Consider the following 20,535-nt stretch of genomic DNA (forward strand, 5'->3'; position numbering starts at 1 on the left):
AATTTCCTTCTAAAAGATAGTGACGGTATATGATAAGGATAGTGACGCTATATGATAAGGATAGTGACGCTATACGGTAATGATACCGTCACTATTTCCATCATATACCGTCACTATCTTTTTTATATATAACCGGGAATCCTGCGTTTATTCTTTCTTCTCGAATACCGGCTTCCTTTTATAGTGATTTCCTTTTTTAATCTTCTTTGGGCAATATCAAATTGAGAACTACTCCTACCAAAGCTGCCAATCCGATACCGGACAAAGAAAAATCACCCCAGCTAAAAGCAGCGCCACCAATCCCGACAGTCAGTGTCAAAGACACGATAACGATATTTCTTGTACGGCTCAAATCAATACAGTTATTCACAAGATTACCAATACCCGCACAGGCAATCGTCCCGAAAAGCAACAGCATAATGCCACCCAGTACCGCACTAGGTATGGATCTTAGTAATGCGCTGATTTTACCGATAACGGAGAACAAGATAGCAGAGATGGCAGCTATTCGGACCACTTGCGGATTGGTAATCTTTGTTAATGACATGGCTCCTGTCACTTCCGAATAAGTAGTCACAGGAGGACCACCCAGCAATCCGGCACAGAGACAAGCCAGACCATCACCCAATAAGGTGCGGTGCAATCCCGGGTCTTTCACGAAATCTTTTCCCGTAACCGTATTCACCACATAGACATCACCAATATGCTCTATCACCGGAGCAATAGCTACCGGAATCATAAATAACACCGGCTCCCATGAGAATTTAGGAAAGACAAACTGCGGTAATCCAATCCAAGCGGCATCTCTGACGCCGGACAAATCCAAACCATAGAAGATCCATGCAGCCAGATACCCCACTACAATTCCACAGAAAATAGGTATCAGCTTCAAAAGTCCTTTAGCTTTCATCGAAACGACAACCGCAGTCACCAATGAAAGCAGAGCCAGCACCCAGTTCTCTTTTGCCATATTCACTCCCGTTCCGGCCAATGATAAACCTATCAGAATAATGACAGGTCCTATGACAACAGGAGGAAACAACCGTTCAATCACCCGCACTCCCTGCCATTTGACAAGCGCACTCATCACAAAGTAAACTAATGCAACTCCAACCATGCCGGATAAGGCGCCGGGCAGCCCATAAAGTTCTGTCGCTTTAATGATAGGCGCAATAAATGCGAAACTACTCCCCAAAAAGATAGGAACCTTTCCACGCGTAACGGCATGAAAGATAAGCGTACCAATACCTGCTGTAAACAGAGCTGTCGAAGGATCGAGCCCTACCAATAACGGCACGAGTACCGTAGCTCCGAAAGCCACAAACAAGAATTGTACCCCCACCACCCCTTTCCTCAAAGGTGTAAGATTATTTGAATCCATAAGTATAATGTAGATTAATCTCTGCAAAATTAGTCTTTTTAGACAATTTAACTCCCTTTTTTCACAAAAATACATCTAAAAAGAGGTTTTATTTGTTGTTAATAATGTGTAACTTCGCACGGTGAGAATTAAAACGACAATTTTATAACTTTATAATATATTGCCTATGATATTTACAGCAGAAAACACCCTACTTATCGGTTCTATCTTACTTTTCGTCAGCATTGTTGTTGGAAAAACCGGATATCGCTTTGGAGTACCTACCTTATTATTGTTCCTCGTAGTAGGAATGTTGTTTGGAAGTGACGGCCTCGGCCTGCAATTCCACGACGCGAAAGACGCACAGTTTATCGGTATGGTCGCCCTAAGCATTATCCTTTTCTCGGGAGGTATGGATACGAAATTCAGAGAAATCAAACCTATTTTAGGTCCCGGTATCGTGCTTTCCACTGTCGGAGTACTACTCACAGCTCTTTTCACCGGGCTCTTTATCTGGTGGATATCAGGTATGAGCTGGTCTAATATTTATTTGCCTATCACCACTTCCCTGCTTTTGGCTTCTACCATGTCGTCTACGGACTCGGCTTCGGTGTTCGCCATTCTCCGTTCACAGAAGATGAATTTAAAGCACAACCTCCGTCCCATGCTGGAACTGGAGAGCGGAAGTAATGACCCGATGGCCTATATGCTTACCATTGTTCTGATACAGTTTATTCAATCGTCAGGTATGGGAGTCGGAGCTATCGTAGGCTCTTTTGCCATCCAGTTTATCGTCGGTGCGGCTGCCGGATATGTACTCGGAAAGCTCGCTATCCGAATGTTGAACAAGCTCAATATTGACAATCAGGCCTTATATCCTATCTTATTACTTGCATTTGTATTTTTCACTTTCTCCATCACCGACTTACTGAAAGGTAACGGATACCTTGCCGTATATATCGCCGGTATCATGGTGGGAAACAATAAAATCATGCATCGTAAGGATATCTACACCTTTATGGACGGACTGACCTGGTTGTTTCAAATCATCATGTTCCTTTGCCTGGGATTGCTTGTCAATCCGCACGAGATGTTGGAAGTAGCTGCTGTGGCATTGCTGATTGGTGTCTTTATGATTATTATCGGCCGGCCGTTAAGCGTATTCCTTTGTTTGCTTCCATTCCGGAAAATCACGATGAAATCACGTATTTTCGTGTCCTGGGTAGGATTGCGCGGTGCAGTTCCTATTATCTTTGCCACCTATCCGGTAGTGGCGGGCGTAGAAGGTTCGAACCTCATCTTCAACATTGTTTTCTTTATTACCATCGTGTCATTGGTGGTACAGGGAACAACGATTTCTTTCGTAGCCCGAATCTTGAATCTTTCCAAACCACTGGAAAAAACTGGAAATGATTTCGGAGTGGAACTCCCAGAAGAAATAGACTCTGATCTTAGTGATATGACCATTACTAAAAGTATGTTGGAAGAAGCAGATACATTGAAAGATATGAATCTCCCGAAAGGCACGCTGGTAATGATTGTGAAGCGCGGAGATGAGTTCCTGATTCCCAACGGAACGCTGAAACTGCATGAAGGAGATAAACTGCTGCTCATCTCCGAAAAATCAAAAGAAGAAGAGACTGATTCTGACTAACATCCGAAAAGATTGATTCTATCACTATAACTGATTCGTCTCCACGCATGAAGCCTCTTGTCCCTACAAGACACTCGTTTCTTATTCATGCGTGGAGACGAAATGTTTTAAATAGGCCAACAAACTAGTTTTAAGGAAGAAACACGAAAACGCCTTAGCAAGCCGTAAAAATTGTTCATTCCCCTCCGTTAATTAACCGTAAAACTTGAATTTAAAATTCGGTTTACATCAGCGAAGTATTAATTTTGCGCAGTTTTAAACTAAATGTGCAAAAATCGAATGGAACAAGAACATCAGTTCATTGATTATATTGAGCAAAGCATCATCAAAAACTGGGACAAGGATGCCTTAACTGACTATAAAGGAATTACCCTTCAATATAAGGATGTAGCGCGTAAAATCGCTAAATTTCACATTGTCTTGGAAAGTGCCGGCATCCAGCCGGGAGATAAAATTGCCGTTTGCGGACGTAACAGTGCTCATTGGGCGGTTACTTTCCTGGCAACGATTACTTATGGAGCCGTTATTGTTCCTATTTTGCATGAATTCAAGGCAGATAATATTCATAATATCGTCAACCATTCCGAAGCCAAATTACTTTTTGTCGGTGACCAAGCCTGGGAAAATTTGAATGAGGACGCCATGCCTTTATTAGAGGGTATTGCTTTACTAACAGATTTCTCACCATTAGTATCACGCAACGAGAAACTCACTTATGCTTTTGAACACCGGAATGCAATATATGGTCGACAATATCCCAAGAACTTCCGCCCGGAACATATTTGCTACCGGAAGGATCATCCTGAAGAACTGGCTATTATCAATTATACTTCCGGCACCACAGGTTACTCTAAAGGAGTGATGCTCCCCTATCGCAGTCTTTGGTCGAATGTGGCTTACTGCTTCGAGATGCTTCCCGTTAAACCGGGCGATCATATCGTTTCCATGTTGCCTATGGGGCATGTGTTCGGTATGGTATATGATTTCCTTTACGGATTTTCTGCAGGTGCGCACATCTATTTTCTGACGCGCATGCCGTCTCCGAAAATCATTTCTCAATCTTTCTCTGAAATCAAGCCAAGAGTGATCTCTTGTGTGCCATTGATTGTGGAAAAGATTATTAAGAAAGATATTCTTCCTAAAGTAGACAGCACAATCGGTAAGTTATTGCTTAAAGTGCCTATCGTGAATGATAAAATCAAATCGCTGGCACGGCAGGCCGCCATGGAAATCTTCGGTGGAAACTTTGACGAGATTATTATCGGAGGCGCTCCTTTCAATGCTGAAGTTGAGGCCTTCCTTAAAAAGATAGGATTCCCCTATACAATCGCTTACGGTATGACTGAATGTGGTCCTATCATTTGCTCCAGTCGTTGGGAAACGCTGAAACTTGCTTCTTGCGGAAAGGCAACCAGCCGGATGGAAGTCCGTATTGACTCGCCGGACCCGAAAACGCATGCCGGAGAAATCGTATGCAGAGGAATGAACATGATGCTGGGCTATTACAAAAATCCGGAAGCTACCGCGCAAATTATCGATGCTAACGGCTGGCTGCATACCGGTGACCTCGGCACGTTGGATGAAGAAGGTTACGTAACAGTTCGCGGACGTAGCAAAAACCTGCTTCTCACCTCTAGCGGACAGAACATCTATCCGGAAGAAATTGAAAGCAAGCTGAATAATATGCCGTATGTTGCGGAATCACTGATTGTCTTACAGCATGAAAAGCTGGTAGCAATGATTTATCCGGATTTCGATGACGCTTTCGCTCATGGATTGCAGCAGACGGACATTCAGAAAGTGATGGAACAAAACCGTATCGAGTTGAATCAACAGCTTCCTAACTATTCTCAAATAAGCAAGATAAAGATCCATTTCGAGGAATTTGAAAAGACTGCGAAAAAGTCAATCAAACGCTTTATGTATCAAGAAGCAAAGGGATAATTATCCCGGATAGCGCGATAAGTATCCTTGCAATTTCAGAAAAACAGTACAACTCAAAAAGGAGAAACACTTAAATGTAGGGCGAATTTCTTTCTTCAGATGCCAGGAAAAAAGTATCTTTGCACATAAACAATCTGAATGATGGCAAAGATATTATTAGTTGAAGATGAAATAAACATCGCCTCTTTCATTGAACGGGGGTTAAAAGAGTTCGGACATACGGTAACCGTCTGTCATGACGGAAACGCTGGTTGGAAAATCCTTCAGGACGAACCTTTCGACCTTTTGATACTGGACATTATCATGCCGAAAATAAACGGTTTGGAACTTTGCCGGCTTTATCGGCAGACGTTTGGGTACCAGTCTCCTGTGATCATGCTGACAGCCTTGGGTACAACGGAAGATATCGTCAAAGGACTGGATGCGGGAGCAGATGATTATCTCGTCAAGCCTTTCAGTTTCCAAGAACTGGAGGCACGCATCAAAGCCTTGTTAAGACGCAATAAAGAAGTAACCTCCAATCTGCTGACTTGTGATAACCTGATATTGGATTGCAATACCCGAAAAGCTAAAAGAGGCAATATAGATATTGATCTTACTGTCAAGGAATATCGTCTGCTCGAATATTTCATGACTCACCAAGGGGTTGCGCTCTCACGTATCACCCTGCTCAAAGATGTGTGGGACAAGAACTTTGATACCAACACCAATATCGTAGATGTTTATGTAAACTATCTCCGGGTAAAGATAGACCGTGACTTTGATAAAAAGCTGATTCACACAGTCGTAGGATTAGGATATATCATGAATACTTAAACTCACCAACTATCCCGGCTATGAAAATAGGTTCCAAAATAGCTCTTTTCTATACGTTAATCAGTGTGTTGACCACTGTCATTATCATTGCTGTATTTTATATTTTCAGTACACAGTATATCAATAAGCTCTATGCTTCCTACCTGCGTGAGAAAGCCTACCTGACTGCACAGAAGCACTGGGAAAAGGATGAAGTAGACGAACAGAGTTACCAGATTATCCAACGCAAATATGATGAACTTCTGCCCGAAGCTCATGAGATTCTTCTCAACATGGATAGTCTTTCTGAAGTGCGTGATACGTTGAATAAGTATCTCACGCAACACCAGCAAACACTTCTACTGGCAAGGCAAGACAGTGTTCCTTTCTCTTTTAAATATAAGGACCAGTTAGGAGCCGCCCTTTATTATCCGGATAATGAAGGGAATTTCATCGTACTCGTCATGTCCCGGAATGCCTACGGAACAGAAATCAAGGAACATCTGTTGTTACTTTCCATTTTCCTCGTTTTAGCCAGTTCCATCCTGATCTTTTTCATCGGGAAAATATATTCCGGTCGTATTTTGGTTCCGCTGCAACACATATTAAAGGAGTTGAAAAGAATACGGGCCAACAGTCTGAATCGTAGGTTAAAGACTACCGGAAATAATGACGAGCTGGAGGACATGATAAAAACATTAAATAGTATGCTCGATCGTCTGGATAGTGCTTTCAAGGCAGAGAAATCCTTTGTAAGCCATGCTTCGCACGAGTTGAGCAATCCGATTACTGCTATTCAGGGAGAATGTGAAATCAGTCTGCTCAAAGAAAGAAGTACCGGAGAATACATTGAATCCCTGCAACGAATTTCTTCGGAAAGCAAAAGGTTGTCCAGCCTGATCCGCCACCTTCTTTTTCTTTCGCGGCAGGAAGAAGAACTCCTGAAAAATAATGTGGAAGAGATCATTCTATCTGATATATTGAAAGAGTTGACCGATTTTAATAAAAGAATCCGTCTCCACTTGGAAGCAACAGAACAACAAGCTGTTGTTAAGGCTAATCCTTATCTGTTAAAGATAGCATTGAAAAATATAATTGACAACGCATGTAAATACTCCGATAAGGAAGTAAATGTGGCTCTCTATCGGGAGCAGCAACAAGTCATTCTTGAGGTGGAAGATCAGGGAATCGGTATTCCGCAAGAAGAAATAGAGCATATTTTCCAGTCTTTCTATCGGGGTAGCAACACCCGGGATTATGCCGGACAAGGCATCGGACTTAGTCTGACTTTGAAAATCATTTCTGCTTATCATGCAAAGCTGGATATATCTTCAGAAATAGAAAAAGGAACAAAAGTACGGGTGATTTTTTAATTCACCCTTCTTTTATCCCTTTCTCACTCTACCTACTGAAAACTACAAATTTAATCTATGAACGTTTTTTCCACAGAATAGAAATGAACTAAATACGTCTTTGCAATAACTTTCCGTTTTTATCATATAACATTCGTTCATATACCACTTCTACGATGAGAGGAAAGACAAACAAGGCAAAGAAAGTCGCTCCTATCAATCCGCCGATAATAACAATCGCCAACGGACGCTGTGATTCCGAACCAATTCCATGACTCATGGCAGCAGGCAACAAACCGATAGCCGCCATTGCCGCTGTCATAATCACAGGACGAATGCGTGAGCGTACTCCTTCTTTCGTAGCCTCTTCCAAAGGAGAACCCAGTTTCAGATTCGCTTTGATGTCGGAAATCATAATCACGCCGTTCTGAATACAAATACCGAACAAGGCTATGAAACCGATACCTGCAGAAATGGAGAAGTTGAATCGTGTTATCAGAAGGGCTACAATACCCCCCACAGCGGCAAATGGCACATTCAGCAATACCAGTCCGGCATCCCGCGCATTAGAGAACAGAATAAACAGGATGATAAAGATGATAGCAATACTGATGGGAACCACTTGTGCCAAGCGTTTCGTGGCACGTTGCTGGTTCTCGAAATCACCAGTCCATTTCAGCGAATATCCTGTCGGCAGATGTACGGATGCATTTACCTTTTTCTGTGCCTCGGCAACTGCCGTACCCATATCACGGCCTCTCACCGAGAATTTCACTGCACAGAATCGTGCATGATTATCACGGAAAATAAGTAATGGTCCCGTAATGTTCGTTATATCTGCCAGTTCCTTGATAGGCACCATTGTGCCATCCATTGCCGGAACCAGTATTTTACCTATCTCCTCTTCATTCTGGCGGAATTGCTCGCTATACCTTACCATGATATTGAATTTCCGTTCGTCCTCATACAACAATGAAGCCGATTTTCCGCCAATAGCCATCTCGATAATCGATTGCACATCTTCCTTAGCAACGCCGTAACGCGCCAACTGACCTTCATTCAACTCTATACGAAGTTCCGGCTGACCGATATTTCGAATCACACCCAAGTCTTCAATTCCTTGAACCGTGCCCAGGATTTTCTCAATCTGCACCGCATATTTCTCCGACTCATACAAGTCTTTACCAAACACCTTCACCGCAATAGATCCTTTCACACCGGAAGCGGCTTCCTCTACATTATCGGTAATCGGCTGTGAGAAATTGAAGTCAATGCCGGGGTAAATGGATAAATCCTCCTGCATCTTATCGATTAGTTCCATTTTTGTCAATTTACTCTCCCATTCCTTTTCAGGGTATATATCAACGTGAAACTCGATATTATAGAATCCGGTAGCATCTGTTCCATCATTCGGTCGTCCGGTCTGTGACAGAACTTGACGTACTTCCGAAAACGTCAATAGCTTCCTTCTCATTTTATTAGCAAGCGTCACCGATTCATCCAGCGAAATGCTTTGTGGCAAAGTGGCACGAATATAGATAGAGCCCTCATTCAACTGTGGAAGAAACTCCGTACCCAAGAAAGAGAAAAGCCATAATCCGACACCTGCTATGACCGTTGCCAGTCCGATAGTCAGTTTCCTGTGCGCATAGAATAAATCAAAAAGAGCCGTACACTTCGCATTGATAAAACGGACAAAACGATTATTCTTCTCACGCACATTCTTTTTCAGCAGCATAGACGACATTACCGGCACCAGTGTCAGCGTAAAGATCAAAGCTCCTAACAGTGCAAAACCCAGCGTATAGGCCAAGGGAGAGAACATCTTTCCTTCTACCTTCTGGAAAGAGAAGATAGGAATCAACGCGGTTATGATAATCAATTTGGAGAAGAAAACTGCTTTCGCCTTGTCTTTTGCGGTGTTACGGATCAATCCCATTTTGGACATGACATTAAATGCCGGCATTCCTACTTGCCTTGCCTTCTTGTCCAAAGCCACAAACACTCCTTCCACCATCACCACTGCCCCATCAATAATGATACCGAAGTCAATGGCTCCCATAGAAAGCAGATTGGCGGACATTCCCATCACCCGTAGACAGATAAAAGCGAATAGAAGGGCTAATGGGATAACGACAGCAACAATCACGGTAGTCCGCCAATCTGCCATAAAAATCAATACAATAAACGTAACCAATAAAATCCCTTCGATCAGATTATGTGTCACCGTCTTTACCGCCAGATTCACTAAATCCTCCCGGTCATAGAATGAAACGATTTTCACATCTTTGGGAAGTATATTCTGATTCAAGTCTTCTATTTTATCTTTCAGGTTTGCAATCACCTCACCCGGATTCTCCCCTTTCCGCATGACTACAATGCCTTGTACCACATCATCTTCATCCATTCGTCCTACTTGGCCGAGGCGTGGCAAACAGGACTCGTGTACATCGGCAAGATTCTTCACCAAAATCGGAGTACCGTTGATGTTTTTCACTACGATGTTTCTCAATTCTTCCAAGTCGTTAATCAGACCAATTCCACGCACAACATAAGCTTGCGAACTCTTGGTGATGACATCTCCTCCTACATTGATGTTACTCTTGGCTATCGCATCATAAAGCTCCAAAGAAGTAATTCCATAGTTAATCAACTGGTGAGGATTCACGCTTACCTCAAACGTTTTCACCTCTCCGCCGAAGCTCACAATATCCGCTACGCCGGATACCGAACGAAGGTTACGCTCAATCACCCAATCCTGGATTGTTTTCAGCTCCCGCACACTACGTTTGTCACTACGGAGCGTATAACGAAATATTTCTCCCGTCGGGCCATATAACGGTTGCACTTCCGGAGTTACCCCGTCAGGAAGATCGGCGTCATTCAATAAATTATATACCTGTTGACGGGCGGTGAAATCATCCACACGATCTTCGAACATCACATTCATTACAGAAAGTCCGAAAAGAGTGGTAGAACGAATATCCGTTTTCTTCTGAACAGGATTCATGGCAATCTCAACAGGAATGGTGATAAACTTCTCTACCTCTTCCGCACTACGTCCCGGCCATTGCGTGATAATCGTCACTTTCGTATTCGTCACATCCGGGAAAGCATCTATCGGAGTATGTTTAAAAGAAACAACTCCGGCTATAACGGCAATCGCTGTACAGAAGAAAATAAAGAACTTATTCTTCAGCGAGAAAGCCACTATATTATCTATGAATTTGTGCATACTATTTTCTGTTTTTAATCTGCATTCAACGCATTATATACCAACAATACATTATTATTCAGCACCCTGTCCCCCTCGGAAAGCCCGGAGCGGATATAGCACTCCTTGCTCAACTGTTTGTATACATCTACCTCTTTCACCTGCAAACGCTGATCCGGCTCTACTACAACAACATAGTTTTTCCCTCCTTCAAACACCAGCGCATGAGAATCGATACGAGGCATGGAAGTTCCATCTGCCTTGCACTTCACACTTACATTCGTAAACATCCCCAGCTTCAACAGATACTCTTCATTCTTTAATTTGATACGGACATTCATTGTTTTACTTTCGCTATTCAGCAAATGATATACCTTATCAATAGTGCCGGCAAACATCTTATCCGGATAGGCCAATGTAGAAATGCGTACAGAAGCACCTTCAGAAACTTTACTGATATCGCTTTCATACACATCTGCCATCACCCATACGTCCGACAACCCCGAAATCGTGAACAACTCTTCACTCTGATCCGGACGCAACTGCATATCCCTGCTGATTTGTTTCTCCACAATAAAACCCGAAACAGGAGATTTCAACTGATAATAAGCATTTCCGGAGAAATTATAAATGGAAAAGACTTCCTTTATCCTTCTTTCTTCGGCTTCGGCACTCGTCAACTCCTGCTTTGCCTGAAGCACATCTTTATCCGAAGCCATGCCGGAATTATACATATCCTGCGTAGCATCCATGTTTCTGCGGGCGAGCAACAGTTGTTGTTCCGCTTCTTTCAATTGTTTCTCATAGTCCGCCACTTCTCCACTGCGGATGACTGCCAGTACATCTCCTTTACGAACATAATCTCCTATTTCTGCTTTCAGTTCCGTCACCGTACCTCCAAACATCGGATATACATGCGCTACCTGATTTTCATTAAAAGTGACCCGTCCGTTCAATGTCAGTTCATCAATCACTTCTTGAACGTGAACCGTATCGACAGATACAATTCTCAACAAGCTATCTGTCAGGCATAAAGCAGTCGGTTCAACATTCGGTTGTTCTCCTTTACCGGAGCATGCTCCCAATACGGTAGTAAGCAATATGCAAGGAAGGAATTTATTCCAGTTCATAGTCTTTGATAATTTATGAATATTAGTAGTTTAATATATTTTGCCCGATAGTTGTATTCAGGTTTTCCATCGCGAGGAAAACATCTTTCTTTATTTCATGCAACTGAATACAGGTTTCCTTATAACTGTCATAATAATCGATAAACTCCAGCAAGCTGATATTCCGCTTGGTAAAGTTTTCATTCACTCCTGTTATCAGTTTCTCAAAATTACGTTCCAAATCCATATTGGTAGATTGGTAAAGCTGAACTGCTTTTTCCAGTGAAGCATAAGCGGTATAAAGTTCCATATCTGCACGATTAGCAGCATTTTCCTGTTCCGCTCCTGCCTGTTGAATACTAAAACGGGCTGCCTTTATATTTCCCTGATTGCGATTGAAAATAGGTACTGACAAGCTCACTCCTACCGCAAAATAGTTATTGATAAAGTTTCCGGCACGGTCATAGTTCCCTTTCACCGAGAACTCCGGAAATGCCATCGATTTCTGCAATTTCAGATTGGCACGGGAAGCACTTACCGTACTTCTGGCAATCTTCAAGTCGGGACGTTCATTTACCATCGCTTTCAAATCAGCAAACGATAATTGAGACAAATCCAATTGCTTCAACACCTCTTCGTCCAGTGATAACTTAACCGTAGTATCTCCCGGAAGATTTAACAAGACATTCAGTTCTCCTCTAAGAGTCAGCAACTCGTTTTCCCGTTCGTTCTTCTCTTTCTTCAGCGAAAATAGCATAGATTCCAAACGAGACATTTCCATCAATGAGATATTTCCTTTCTCCTGTTGCAGCTTCATTCCGGCAAGCAGTTCTTGCAGAGAGTTCACTTCTTTCTCGTAGATGGATATGGATTTCGAAAGAAAATAGACTTGCACAAACTTCTCATTCAACTCCTGACGGAGTGTTCTCATCACCTCTTCAAACTGATATTCCGCTATTTCCTTATTGATTTTTTCCAGCTTTATCTGCTTGTTTCGCTGTCCGGCAAGGCGAATGACCTGTTCAACCTCCACAACCGTTTCACCCTCCTTACCAAAATCAAAATACTTTCCGTTCAAGCGGTTATAGACATTCTGTTCCAGCGAGATGACCGGATTCTCAAATAACCTGGCTTGCAGCACTTGTGCCTGTGCCATATCAATGTTATACCGTTCGGCTATCAGCGATAAGTTACGTTCCAGGAAACGTTGTTCCGCCTCTTTCAGCGTTAATGTTCCTGTGGTAGCCTGTTGCGCACATATTCCTCCTGTCAGCAGAAGAAAAAAAGAAATTAAAAATTCTCTGTTCATTACTATATTTATCTTTATTACCTTATCGTAGTTGTCGCAGCAAAATTACAATTCTGCAACCGGAGAAACGGAAAAAAACGATTATAAGCCTCTCATATCAGATTAGAATTTGATTAGAAAAGAGCCATAAAGGAAGAATTGTAAACACAACAGGAAAAATGGCCAGCCTTCTTTCATTCCAACTCCCCTATCTTTGCAGGAGAGAAAATAAAACGAATCATTAAAAAATAGTAGGATATATGAAAATAATAAATTTAACCAAAGATAGTTTTGTAGAGAAAGTAGCAGATTATCAGTCTTATCCTGACAGTTGGAACTTCAAAGGGAATAAACCTTGCCTGGTCGATTTTCATGCACCCTGGTGTGTCTATTGCAAAGCATTATCGCCTATATTAGACCAATTGGCAAAAGAATACGAAGGTAAATTAGATATTTATAAAGTGGACGTCGATCAGGAACCGGAACTGGAAAGCGCATTTAAGATTCGTACCATTCCCAATCTGTTACTTTGCCCGTTGAACGGCAAACCGACAATGAAATTAGGCACTATGAATAAAGCCCAATTGAAAGAATTAATAGAAACCAGTTTACTTTCAGAATAGAAAAACATCGAAAGTCCGGAAAGTTCCTTATGACGATAGACTGGTAAACTACCAGGCTTTTGATATAATACAGAACATTTACTGTTATAATAAGAGGCTGAAAAGCCTTGATCTTATAAAATGCCCCTTACTAGAACTAAACTGAACTCCTAAAATTTTGTATCCAACTTTTGGGATTCAGTTTAGTTCTTAGTAAAGGGCATTTTTCTTTTAGGAAGTCTCCGGACGGCATCTTCCCTTTCAATGGTTATTTATGCAACAGATTATCAGTTCCCGGAACGATCTTTCCCATTGACCATACGCAACGTACATTCAGTTCTTTGTCAAGAATCACAATATCAGCATCCTTACCCTTTGCTAACGCCCCTTTACGATCACTCACTCCAATTAAACGGGCAGGAGTTTCAGAAGCCATACGCACAGCATCTTCCAAAGGAATATTGGCTTTCTTTACCATGGTGCGAACCAACACATCCATCGTAGCCAAACTACCGGCCAACGCAGAATGATCCGCCATCTTGCATACGCCATCCTCTATGATATAACGAGGATCAATCGGTTCATTCCCTTCATAAGCGGCATATGCCAAAGCATCGGTAACAAGGCAGGTATTCTCCACGCCTTTCAACTTATAAACCAGTTTCAGGATAGTGGCAGGCAAGTGAATACCGTCCGCAATCACTTCCACAGTCATTCCATCCGTCAGATACACACTTTCCACTGTACCCTCATATTTATATTCACGACGTTTATGGAAACCCGGCATCGCATTATAGAAATGAGCAGCATGAGAAAATCCTACTGCAAATGCAGCTTTAATTTCATCATATTCGGCTTCGGTATGTGTAACAGCAGTCATAATTCCTTTCGAACGGGTATACTTTGCAAAATCATGTGCACCGGGCAGTTCGGGACTAATATCCCAACGTCTGATACAAGACGTACGCTCCAACAAAGGAATATATTCATTTTCATCCGGAGTTTTCAGAAAACCGTCATACTGCGTACCCGCCATCTTCGGATTCAGATATGGGCCTTCGATATGCAGACCGAGAATCGGAGAATCCTTCTCTTTCATCAAGTGCTCACATACATCGACTGCCTGGTAGAGTCTTTCGAATGAAGTAGAGGACAAAGTAGGAAATATACCGGTAGCACCATGTTTCAGATGTGCATTGGTTGCGGTGCGGAAAGCCTCTTCCGTTGCTTCCGTATAATCATGCCCACCACCTCCATGTGCATGCATACTTACGAATCCGGGCACTATCGTCATCCCTCTGGCATCAATAACCGTTGCACCGATAACCGCTAAATCACTATTAGTTACCTCTAATATTTTTCCATCACAAATCAATACGGAACCATCTTTCAACCAGCCTTGCGGGGTAAGTATTCTTCCGTTTATTATTTGAGTCAACATAGTCTTTGTTATTTATTAGATTTAAAACAGTTTGTTGGTGCCTTCCACCAGTTCTCCCATTGCCCATACAGCTCTCACATTCAGGTCTCTGTCCAAGGCAATTATATCAGCATCCTTGCCACGCTCCAGCGTTCCTTTACGGTCGAGCACTCCCATAATCCGTGCAGGAGTTTCGGAAGCCATTCTTACGGCATCTTCCAAAGGAATTTCCGCCTTTTGCACCATGGTACGAATCAAGCGATCCATCGTTGCAACACTCCCGGCCAAGGCTGAATGGTCTGCCAACTTACAAACTCCATCCTCAATAATCACACGCGGGTCAAAGGCAACCTGGCTATCACTGGCGGCACAAGCCAACGCATCCGTTATCAGGCAAGTGCGTTCCACTCCTTTTATCTTATAGACAAGACGCAAAATCGTCGGAGGTACATGAATACCATCAGCCACCACTTCCACTGTCATATCATCAATCAGATAAATACTTTCTACCGTACCTTCATACTTGTACTCTTTCCGTTTATGGAAACCGGGCATCGCGTTATAAAAATGAGTGGCATGCGTATATCCCGCCTCATAAGCCGTCTGTATATCCTCAAATTCTGCCTGGGTATGTCCTACCGAAGCCAGTACACCTTTTGCCGTGATATATTTACCGAATTGCATGGCTCCGGGAAGTTCCGGTGCGGCATCCCAACGTTTGATACAGCGTGTTTCTTCCAACAACGGAATATATTCTTCGGGATCGGGATCTTTGATATTTTCCGGGATCTGTCCGCCTGCCATGTCCATATTGAAATAATGTCCTTCCAGATGAAGCCCGAGTACAGGGCTATTGGGCTCCGCCATCATTTTTTCAGTAGTTGCCGCAGCTGCACGGATCATCGGAATGGTAGAAGAAGAAAGGGTAGGAAAAATACTGGTGGTACCATGCTGCATGTGAGCCTTGATTGCTGTCCGGAAAGCCTCTTCGGTGCCTTCCATAAAGTCTCTTCCACCGCCACCGTGAACATGGATTTCTACACCGCCCGGAACAATATACATTCCTTTGGCATCAATCAGTTTGGCTCCGATAATGGCAAGGTCACAATTGGTTACTTCCAGAATTTTGTTATCGCGAATAAGAACTGACCCATCCTTCAGCCAACCTTGAGGCGTCAGGATGCGTGCATTAATGATCTGTGTTAACATATCACAAATAGTTAAATTAATTAAAGGTCTGTGTGAATCAATGACGCTCTTTTTTGGGGGGAGTACATTGATTTTTTCGTTTGCAAAATTACGTTTTTCTATTCAATCTATCGATAAAATCGTCCGATAAACTTCTAATAAAGTCCAATTTTAAACGATTATCCAACCATATATAAATCAGAATTCATCAATCATAAATAAAAAAAAGGTTGCCAATCTTATCGACTGACAACCTTATGTCTATATGGAGCGGAAAACGAGACTCGAACTCGCGACCCTAACCTTGGCAAGGTTATGCTCTACCAACTGAGCTATTTCCGCAAACTAAATTTCGTCATTCAGAAATCTGAAAGATTGGTGCCCAGAACAGGACTCGAACCTGCATGCCTCTCGACACACGCACCTGAAACGTGCGCGTCTACCAATTCCGCCACCTGGGCAAAACTTAGTTCCATTATTTCAAAGAAACAAGAGCGGAAAACGAGACTCGAACTCGCGACCCTAACCTTGGCAAGGTTATGCTCTACCAACTGAGCTATTTCCGCAAATCACTTTCATAAACTGTGAAGAGAAGGAGACTCGAACTCCCACGACATAACTGTCACTACCCCCTCAAAGTAGCGCGTCTACCAATTCCGCCACCTCTCCATAATTTTAAAGTTTAACCTTTGTGCCCAGAACAGGACTCGAACCTGCATGCCTCTCGACACACGCACCTGAAACGTGCGCGTCTACCAATTCCGCCACCTGGGCAAAGATTATTGTTCCAACATTTCAAAGAAACATGAGCGGAAAACGAGACTCGAACTCGCGACCCTAACCTTGGCAAGGTTATGCTCTACCAACTGAGCTATTTCCGCATTTTTTCGTTTGCGGTTGCAAAGGTAGGGATTTTCCGTAAACCTGCAAACATTCTGCATACTTTTTTCACAGAAATCTGTTCACTTTGCATCGACCGCAAAACAATCATTTTGATTATCAACTCATTCGGCCACGATAATCTTCATAAGAAAATTGCTTGTATATTTCAGCTTTCCCCTCTTTGGTCCAGATAGCAATGGCAGGATGGTGAATTCCGTTAAACATATTTGTCTTGACCATCGTATAATGAATCATATCTTCGAACACAATACGTTCTCCGATTTGCAAAGGATGATCGAAACTCCACAATCCCATATAGTCACCACTCAAACAGGAATTTCCTCCGAGACGATAAATATATTTTCCTTCGTTTCCCATTTCCGCACCATGCACGGCAGGCTGATAGGGCATTTCCAAGCAATCGGGCATGTGGCAAGTGAAACTGACATTCAAAATAGCCGTCTTGATTCCACGACTTTCCACAATATCCACTACTTCGGAAGTCAGCACTCCCGTCTGCCATGTAAAAGCCGAACCGGGTTCCAGGATAATTCGCAGATGAGGATGGCGTGCTTTTAATCCTTGCAACAGTGTTATCAAATGTTCGGTATCATAGTCTTTACGGGTCATCAGATGTCCGCCACCGAGATTCAACCACTTTATCTGTGGAAACCAACGGGAAAATTTAGCTTCGAGATGTTCCAATGTACGTTCCAACTCATAGGAAGAAGATTCACAGTGACAATGGCAATGGAAGCCTTCAATTCCCTGCGGCAATGCATCGGGCAACAAATCGGCTGTTATCCCAAAACGTGTGCCGGGTGCACATGGATTATAAAGTTCTGTTTCCACTTCCGAGTATTCGGGATTTACACGAATACCACAAGAAATACCACTTCCTTCTGCCACCACCATCGGATAAAAACGCTCGAACTGCTGCATCGAGTTGAAAGTGATATGACTGCTGCAACGCATTATTTCAGGAAAATCCTGTTCCGTATAAGCTGGAGAATATGTATGTGCCTTACTGCCGAATTCTTCCAGTGCCAAACGGGCTTCATACACCGAACTTGCCGTAGAATGGTCTATATATTCACGGAATATAGGGAAAGAACGCCACATGGCAAACGACTTGAAAGCAAGAATAATCTCCACTCCCGCCCTGTCGGCTACGTTTTTTATCAAACACAGGTTCTTTCTTAAAAGCTCTTCTTCCATGATATAACAAGGAGAAGGAAACTGATTAAAATCTATCATATATAAAATTATTATCTGAACTGACGTCTTACGAACGTGGATGCAAAAATACAAATTCAAAAGCAAAGAGGGATTGTTTTATTTTTAATTAAGATATTGGTTTTCGCGAACTTTTTCTTATTTTTACACCTTATATATTATAGTAAGTATTGTATCATCCTAAATACCCGATTAAAATGAATAAAGATTTAAGAAAAGTAGTGATTCTACTGGCACATCCTAACATCAAAGAATCACAAGCAAACAAAGCATTAGTTGATGCTGTCAGTGACATGGAAGGAGTGGCGGTTTTCAATCTTTACGAGCTGTCACAGGAAATCGCTTTCAATATAGATGAATGGAGTAAAATCATTTCCGATGCCTCGGCTGTCATCTATCAATTTCCTTTCTATTGGATGTCTGCACCGTCATTACTAAAGAAATGGCAGGATGAAATCTTTACTTTTCTATCCAAGACTCCGGCTGTCGCCGGCAAACCGCTGACAGTAGTAACGACCACGGGTTCCGAATACGAGGCTTATCGCAGTGGAGGCAGAAACCGTTTCACTACGGACGAATTATTACGTCCTTATCAGGTAAGTGCCATTCATTCGGGAATGTCATGGCAAACCCCTATTGTTGTTTATGGGATGGGAACGGCAGACGCCGGCAAGAATATCGCTGAAGGAGCAAATCTGTATAAACAACGTGTGGAGATGCTTATCGGTAACAGTAATGCAGGGAACAATTGGTAAGACTGTAAAAAGCGTAGCTTTATCCTATCTAAAGCTACGCTTTACAGATGCTAAAGCATAGCTTTAGGTTTCACCAAACACTTGTATGCCCCGCCCTGAAATAGAGGTTACTTCTAATCATGACTTCAAACATTGGCTGTGCAAACAAAATGATTATATAAGATAGGGATATTCCTAAAATAATAAAATTTAAGGCAACTAATTCATTGCGAGTTAGTTGCCTTTTTTGTATCTTTAAGCATTCCCCCCAAAAAACGGTTTGACGGCCAAAACGGGGGTAATTAAAAATAAAAACACATGGTAAAGATACAAAAAATCTCAGAAATCGAACCTTGTTTAGGTTTTACCGAGTTCGATATGCTTAAAAAATATCGTCAAAGTTTTGCAACGAGTGAATTAGGTCGCCTCCATTCTCTGTTCCCTTTCTCGGAACTGGCCCGACAAATGCATTTGAAGTCCTCTCCTTTTGGGCGTAAAAGTTATTTTTCTCCCGAAGGTAAAATAGCCTTGATGGTCTTGAAGTCCTATACCAACTTTTCCGATGCACAACTGATTGAGCATTTAAACGGTAATATTCATTACCAGTTATTTTGTGGTGTTCAGATTGATCCGCTTCATCCACTAACCAATCCTAAAATCGTTAGTGCAATTCGTCAGGAACTAGCGGATCGCCTTGACGTTGAGTCCCTCCAGCTCATTCTTGCCGAGCATTGGACACCTTATCTTGAGAACCTTCATGTCTGTATGACCGATGCCACCTGTTATGAAAGTCATCTGCGTTTCCCTACTGATACCAAACTCTTATGGGAAGGTATTGTATGGCTTCATCGTCATCTGTGCAAACATTGCCAGACCTTGCACATACAACGTCCCCGTAACAAGTATCTTGATGTACGCCGTGCCTATCTTGCTTATAGCAAACTGCGTAAACGCAAGAAATCACAGACTCGTATGATTACACGAAGGTTACTTCAGTTATTGGAAAAGTTACTTGACCAGCTGGAGCTGCTTCATTCATCCTACAGGAACAGGCTTACACTATCCTCTGATTACCAAAGACGTTTCTCGGTCATACAGACAGTCCTTGAGCAAGGGAAGAATTTATTTGCAGGCAAAAAAGTGTCCAACCGTATCGTGAGTATCGACCGGCATTACCTTCGCCCCATTATCAGAGGCAAGGAAACCAAATCCGTTGAATTCGGAGCCAAAGTCAACAATATACAGATAGACGGAATCTCCTTTATAGAACATATCTCCTTTAAGGCTTTTAACGAAGGAGTACGTTTGAAAGACTGTATTCATCTGCAACAACAACTGACCGGGGTTAGGGTTAAGGCGCTTGCGGCGGATTCAATCTATGCCAATAATGCCAACCGGAAATTTTGTACAAAATATCATATAAGTACTTCCTTTAAGCGTAAGGGCAGAGCTGCCAAAGATGAGCCGCTTCGGAAAATCTTACGGTCGGAACTCAGCCGTGAAAGAGCTACCCGCCTGGAAGGAAGTTTTGGAACGCAGAAACAACATTACTCACTGGCCAGGATAAAAGCTAGAAACAGGAAAACGGAAGTACTTTGGATTTTCTTTGGGATACATACAGCCAATGCGGTATGTATGATAGAAAAGGTCGAAAAGAAAAAAAGAAAGGCAGCATAATCTAACTAAAATAACAGGAAAAACAGGAGAGGTTTTAACTTCCCCTAAAAAAGACATGTACATAATGCATGGGTGGGAAG

At 42.5% G+C, this 20,535-nt stretch carries 14 protein-coding genes and 6 tRNA genes; 7 read left to right on the forward strand and 13 right to left on the reverse strand.

The genetic code is table 11. The features are described from left to right. Positions 1-196: 196 nt before the first annotated feature. The gene (locus INE92_RS07740; protein ID WP_004316975.1) at positions 197-1,381 is read right to left on the reverse strand and encodes a uracil-xanthine permease family protein; all 1,185 of its coding nucleotides are present in this window, start codon (positions 1,379-1,381) and stop codon (positions 197-199) included. A gap of 166 nt (positions 1,382-1,547) precedes the next feature. On the opposite strand from INE92_RS07740, the gene INE92_RS07745 reads away from it, so the two are divergent. The 4 genes from INE92_RS07745 to INE92_RS07760 all read left to right on the forward strand — a co-directional run bounded on the left by INE92_RS07745 (position 1,548) and on the right by INE92_RS07760 (position 7,126). Next, complete coding sequence (locus INE92_RS07745; protein ID WP_049702674.1) at positions 1,548-3,014, forward strand: potassium/proton antiporter; 1,467 nt, start codon at positions 1,548-1,550, stop codon at positions 3,012-3,014. A gap of 279 nt (positions 3,015-3,293) precedes the next feature. Then, positions 3,294-4,958 (forward strand): long-chain fatty acid--CoA ligase, encoded by a 1,665-nt coding sequence (locus INE92_RS07750; RefSeq protein WP_055234641.1) that lies wholly within the window; start codon positions 3,294-3,296, stop codon positions 4,956-4,958. Between the two features lie 141 nt (positions 4,959-5,099). After that, positions 5,100-5,774 carry a response regulator transcription factor gene (locus INE92_RS07755; RefSeq protein ID WP_055234796.1) on the forward strand — a complete coding sequence of 225 codons (675 nt, stop codon included), beginning with the start codon at positions 5,100-5,102 and terminating at the stop codon, positions 5,772-5,774. Between the two features lie 20 nt (positions 5,775-5,794). After that, positions 5,795-7,126 (forward strand): sensor histidine kinase, encoded by a 1,332-nt coding sequence (locus tag INE92_RS07760; protein ID WP_055234643.1) that lies wholly within the window; start codon positions 5,795-5,797, stop codon positions 7,124-7,126. An 88-nt stretch (positions 7,127-7,214) separates the two neighbouring features. Here INE92_RS07760 and INE92_RS07765 read toward each other — a convergent pair whose 3' ends face one another. The 3 genes from INE92_RS07765 to INE92_RS07775 are packed head-to-tail and all read right to left on the reverse strand — an operon-like array spanning position 7,215 to position 12,737. Continuing rightward, complete coding sequence (locus INE92_RS07765; protein WP_055234645.1) at positions 7,215-10,340, reverse strand: efflux RND transporter permease subunit; 3,126 nt, start codon at positions 10,338-10,340, stop codon at positions 7,215-7,217. A 14-nt stretch (positions 10,341-10,354) separates the two neighbouring features. Then, positions 10,355-11,449 (reverse strand): efflux RND transporter periplasmic adaptor subunit, encoded by a 1,095-nt coding sequence (locus tag INE92_RS07770; protein ID WP_008639958.1) that lies wholly within the window; start codon positions 11,447-11,449, stop codon positions 10,355-10,357. Between the two features lie 22 nt (positions 11,450-11,471). Next, complete coding sequence (locus INE92_RS07775) at positions 11,472-12,737, reverse strand: TolC family protein (RefSeq protein ID WP_008639957.1); 1,266 nt, start codon at positions 12,735-12,737, stop codon at positions 11,472-11,474. 239 nt (positions 12,738-12,976) lie between these two features. Between INE92_RS07775 and INE92_RS07780 the strand changes: the two genes are divergently transcribed. Next, a complete protein-coding gene (locus INE92_RS07780; protein ID WP_008639955.1) occupies positions 12,977-13,339 on the forward strand; it encodes a thioredoxin family protein in 363 nt (120 codons plus the stop codon). Positions 13,340-13,586: 247 nt separating this feature from the next. Here the strand turns inward: INE92_RS07780 and nagA (INE92_RS07785) are convergent, their stop codons facing one another. The 9 genes from nagA (INE92_RS07785) to nspC form a co-directional block, all read right to left on the reverse strand. Further along, positions 13,587-14,759, reverse strand: a complete 1,173-nt coding sequence (nagA, locus tag INE92_RS07785) for an N-acetylglucosamine-6-phosphate deacetylase (RefSeq protein ID WP_008639954.1) — start codon at positions 14,757-14,759, stop codon at positions 13,587-13,589. A 21-nt stretch (positions 14,760-14,780) separates the two neighbouring features. Then, positions 14,781-15,947, reverse strand: coding sequence for an N-acetylglucosamine-6-phosphate deacetylase (gene nagA, locus INE92_RS07790; protein ID WP_004316985.1), 1,167 nt, complete (start codon positions 15,945-15,947; stop codon positions 14,781-14,783). A gap of 245 nt (positions 15,948-16,192) precedes the next feature. After that, positions 16,193-16,268: transfer RNA gene (locus tag INE92_RS07795), tRNA-Gly, on the reverse strand. 34 nt (positions 16,269-16,302) lie between these two features. After that, a tRNA-Leu gene (locus tag INE92_RS07800) sits at positions 16,303-16,387 on the reverse strand. Between the two features lie 32 nt (positions 16,388-16,419). Continuing rightward, positions 16,420-16,492, reverse strand: a tRNA-Gly gene (locus INE92_RS07805). 19 nt (positions 16,493-16,511) lie between these two features. Continuing rightward, positions 16,512-16,595, reverse strand: a tRNA-Leu gene (locus tag INE92_RS07810). Between the two features lie 23 nt (positions 16,596-16,618). After that, positions 16,619-16,700, reverse strand: a tRNA-Leu gene (locus INE92_RS07815). A gap of 34 nt (positions 16,701-16,734) precedes the next feature. After that, a tRNA-Gly gene (locus tag INE92_RS07820) sits at positions 16,735-16,807 on the reverse strand. 118 nt (positions 16,808-16,925) lie between these two features. Next, positions 16,926-18,065: a carboxynorspermidine decarboxylase gene (gene nspC / locus INE92_RS07825; protein ID WP_055234647.1), complete on the reverse strand. Its 1,140-nt coding sequence runs from the start codon at positions 18,063-18,065 to the stop codon at positions 16,926-16,928. A gap of 176 nt (positions 18,066-18,241) precedes the next feature. On the opposite strand from nspC, the gene INE92_RS07830 reads away from it, so the two are divergent. Both INE92_RS07830 and INE92_RS07835 read left to right on the forward strand, forming a co-directional pair. Next, the gene (locus INE92_RS07830) at positions 18,242-18,799 is read left to right on the forward strand and encodes an NAD(P)H-dependent oxidoreductase (RefSeq protein ID WP_009039515.1); all 558 of its coding nucleotides are present in this window, start codon (positions 18,242-18,244) and stop codon (positions 18,797-18,799) included. Positions 18,800-19,096: 297 nt separating this feature from the next. Next, positions 19,097-20,455: a transposase gene (locus tag INE92_RS07835; protein ID WP_008022065.1), complete on the forward strand. Its 1,359-nt coding sequence runs from the start codon at positions 19,097-19,099 to the stop codon at positions 20,453-20,455. Positions 20,456-20,535 lie beyond the last annotated feature (80 nt).

Source organism: Bacteroides xylanisolvens (genome assembly GCF_018289135.1).
Taxonomy (GTDB): Bacteria; Bacteroidota; Bacteroidia; order Bacteroidales; family Bacteroidaceae; genus Bacteroides; species Bacteroides xylanisolvens.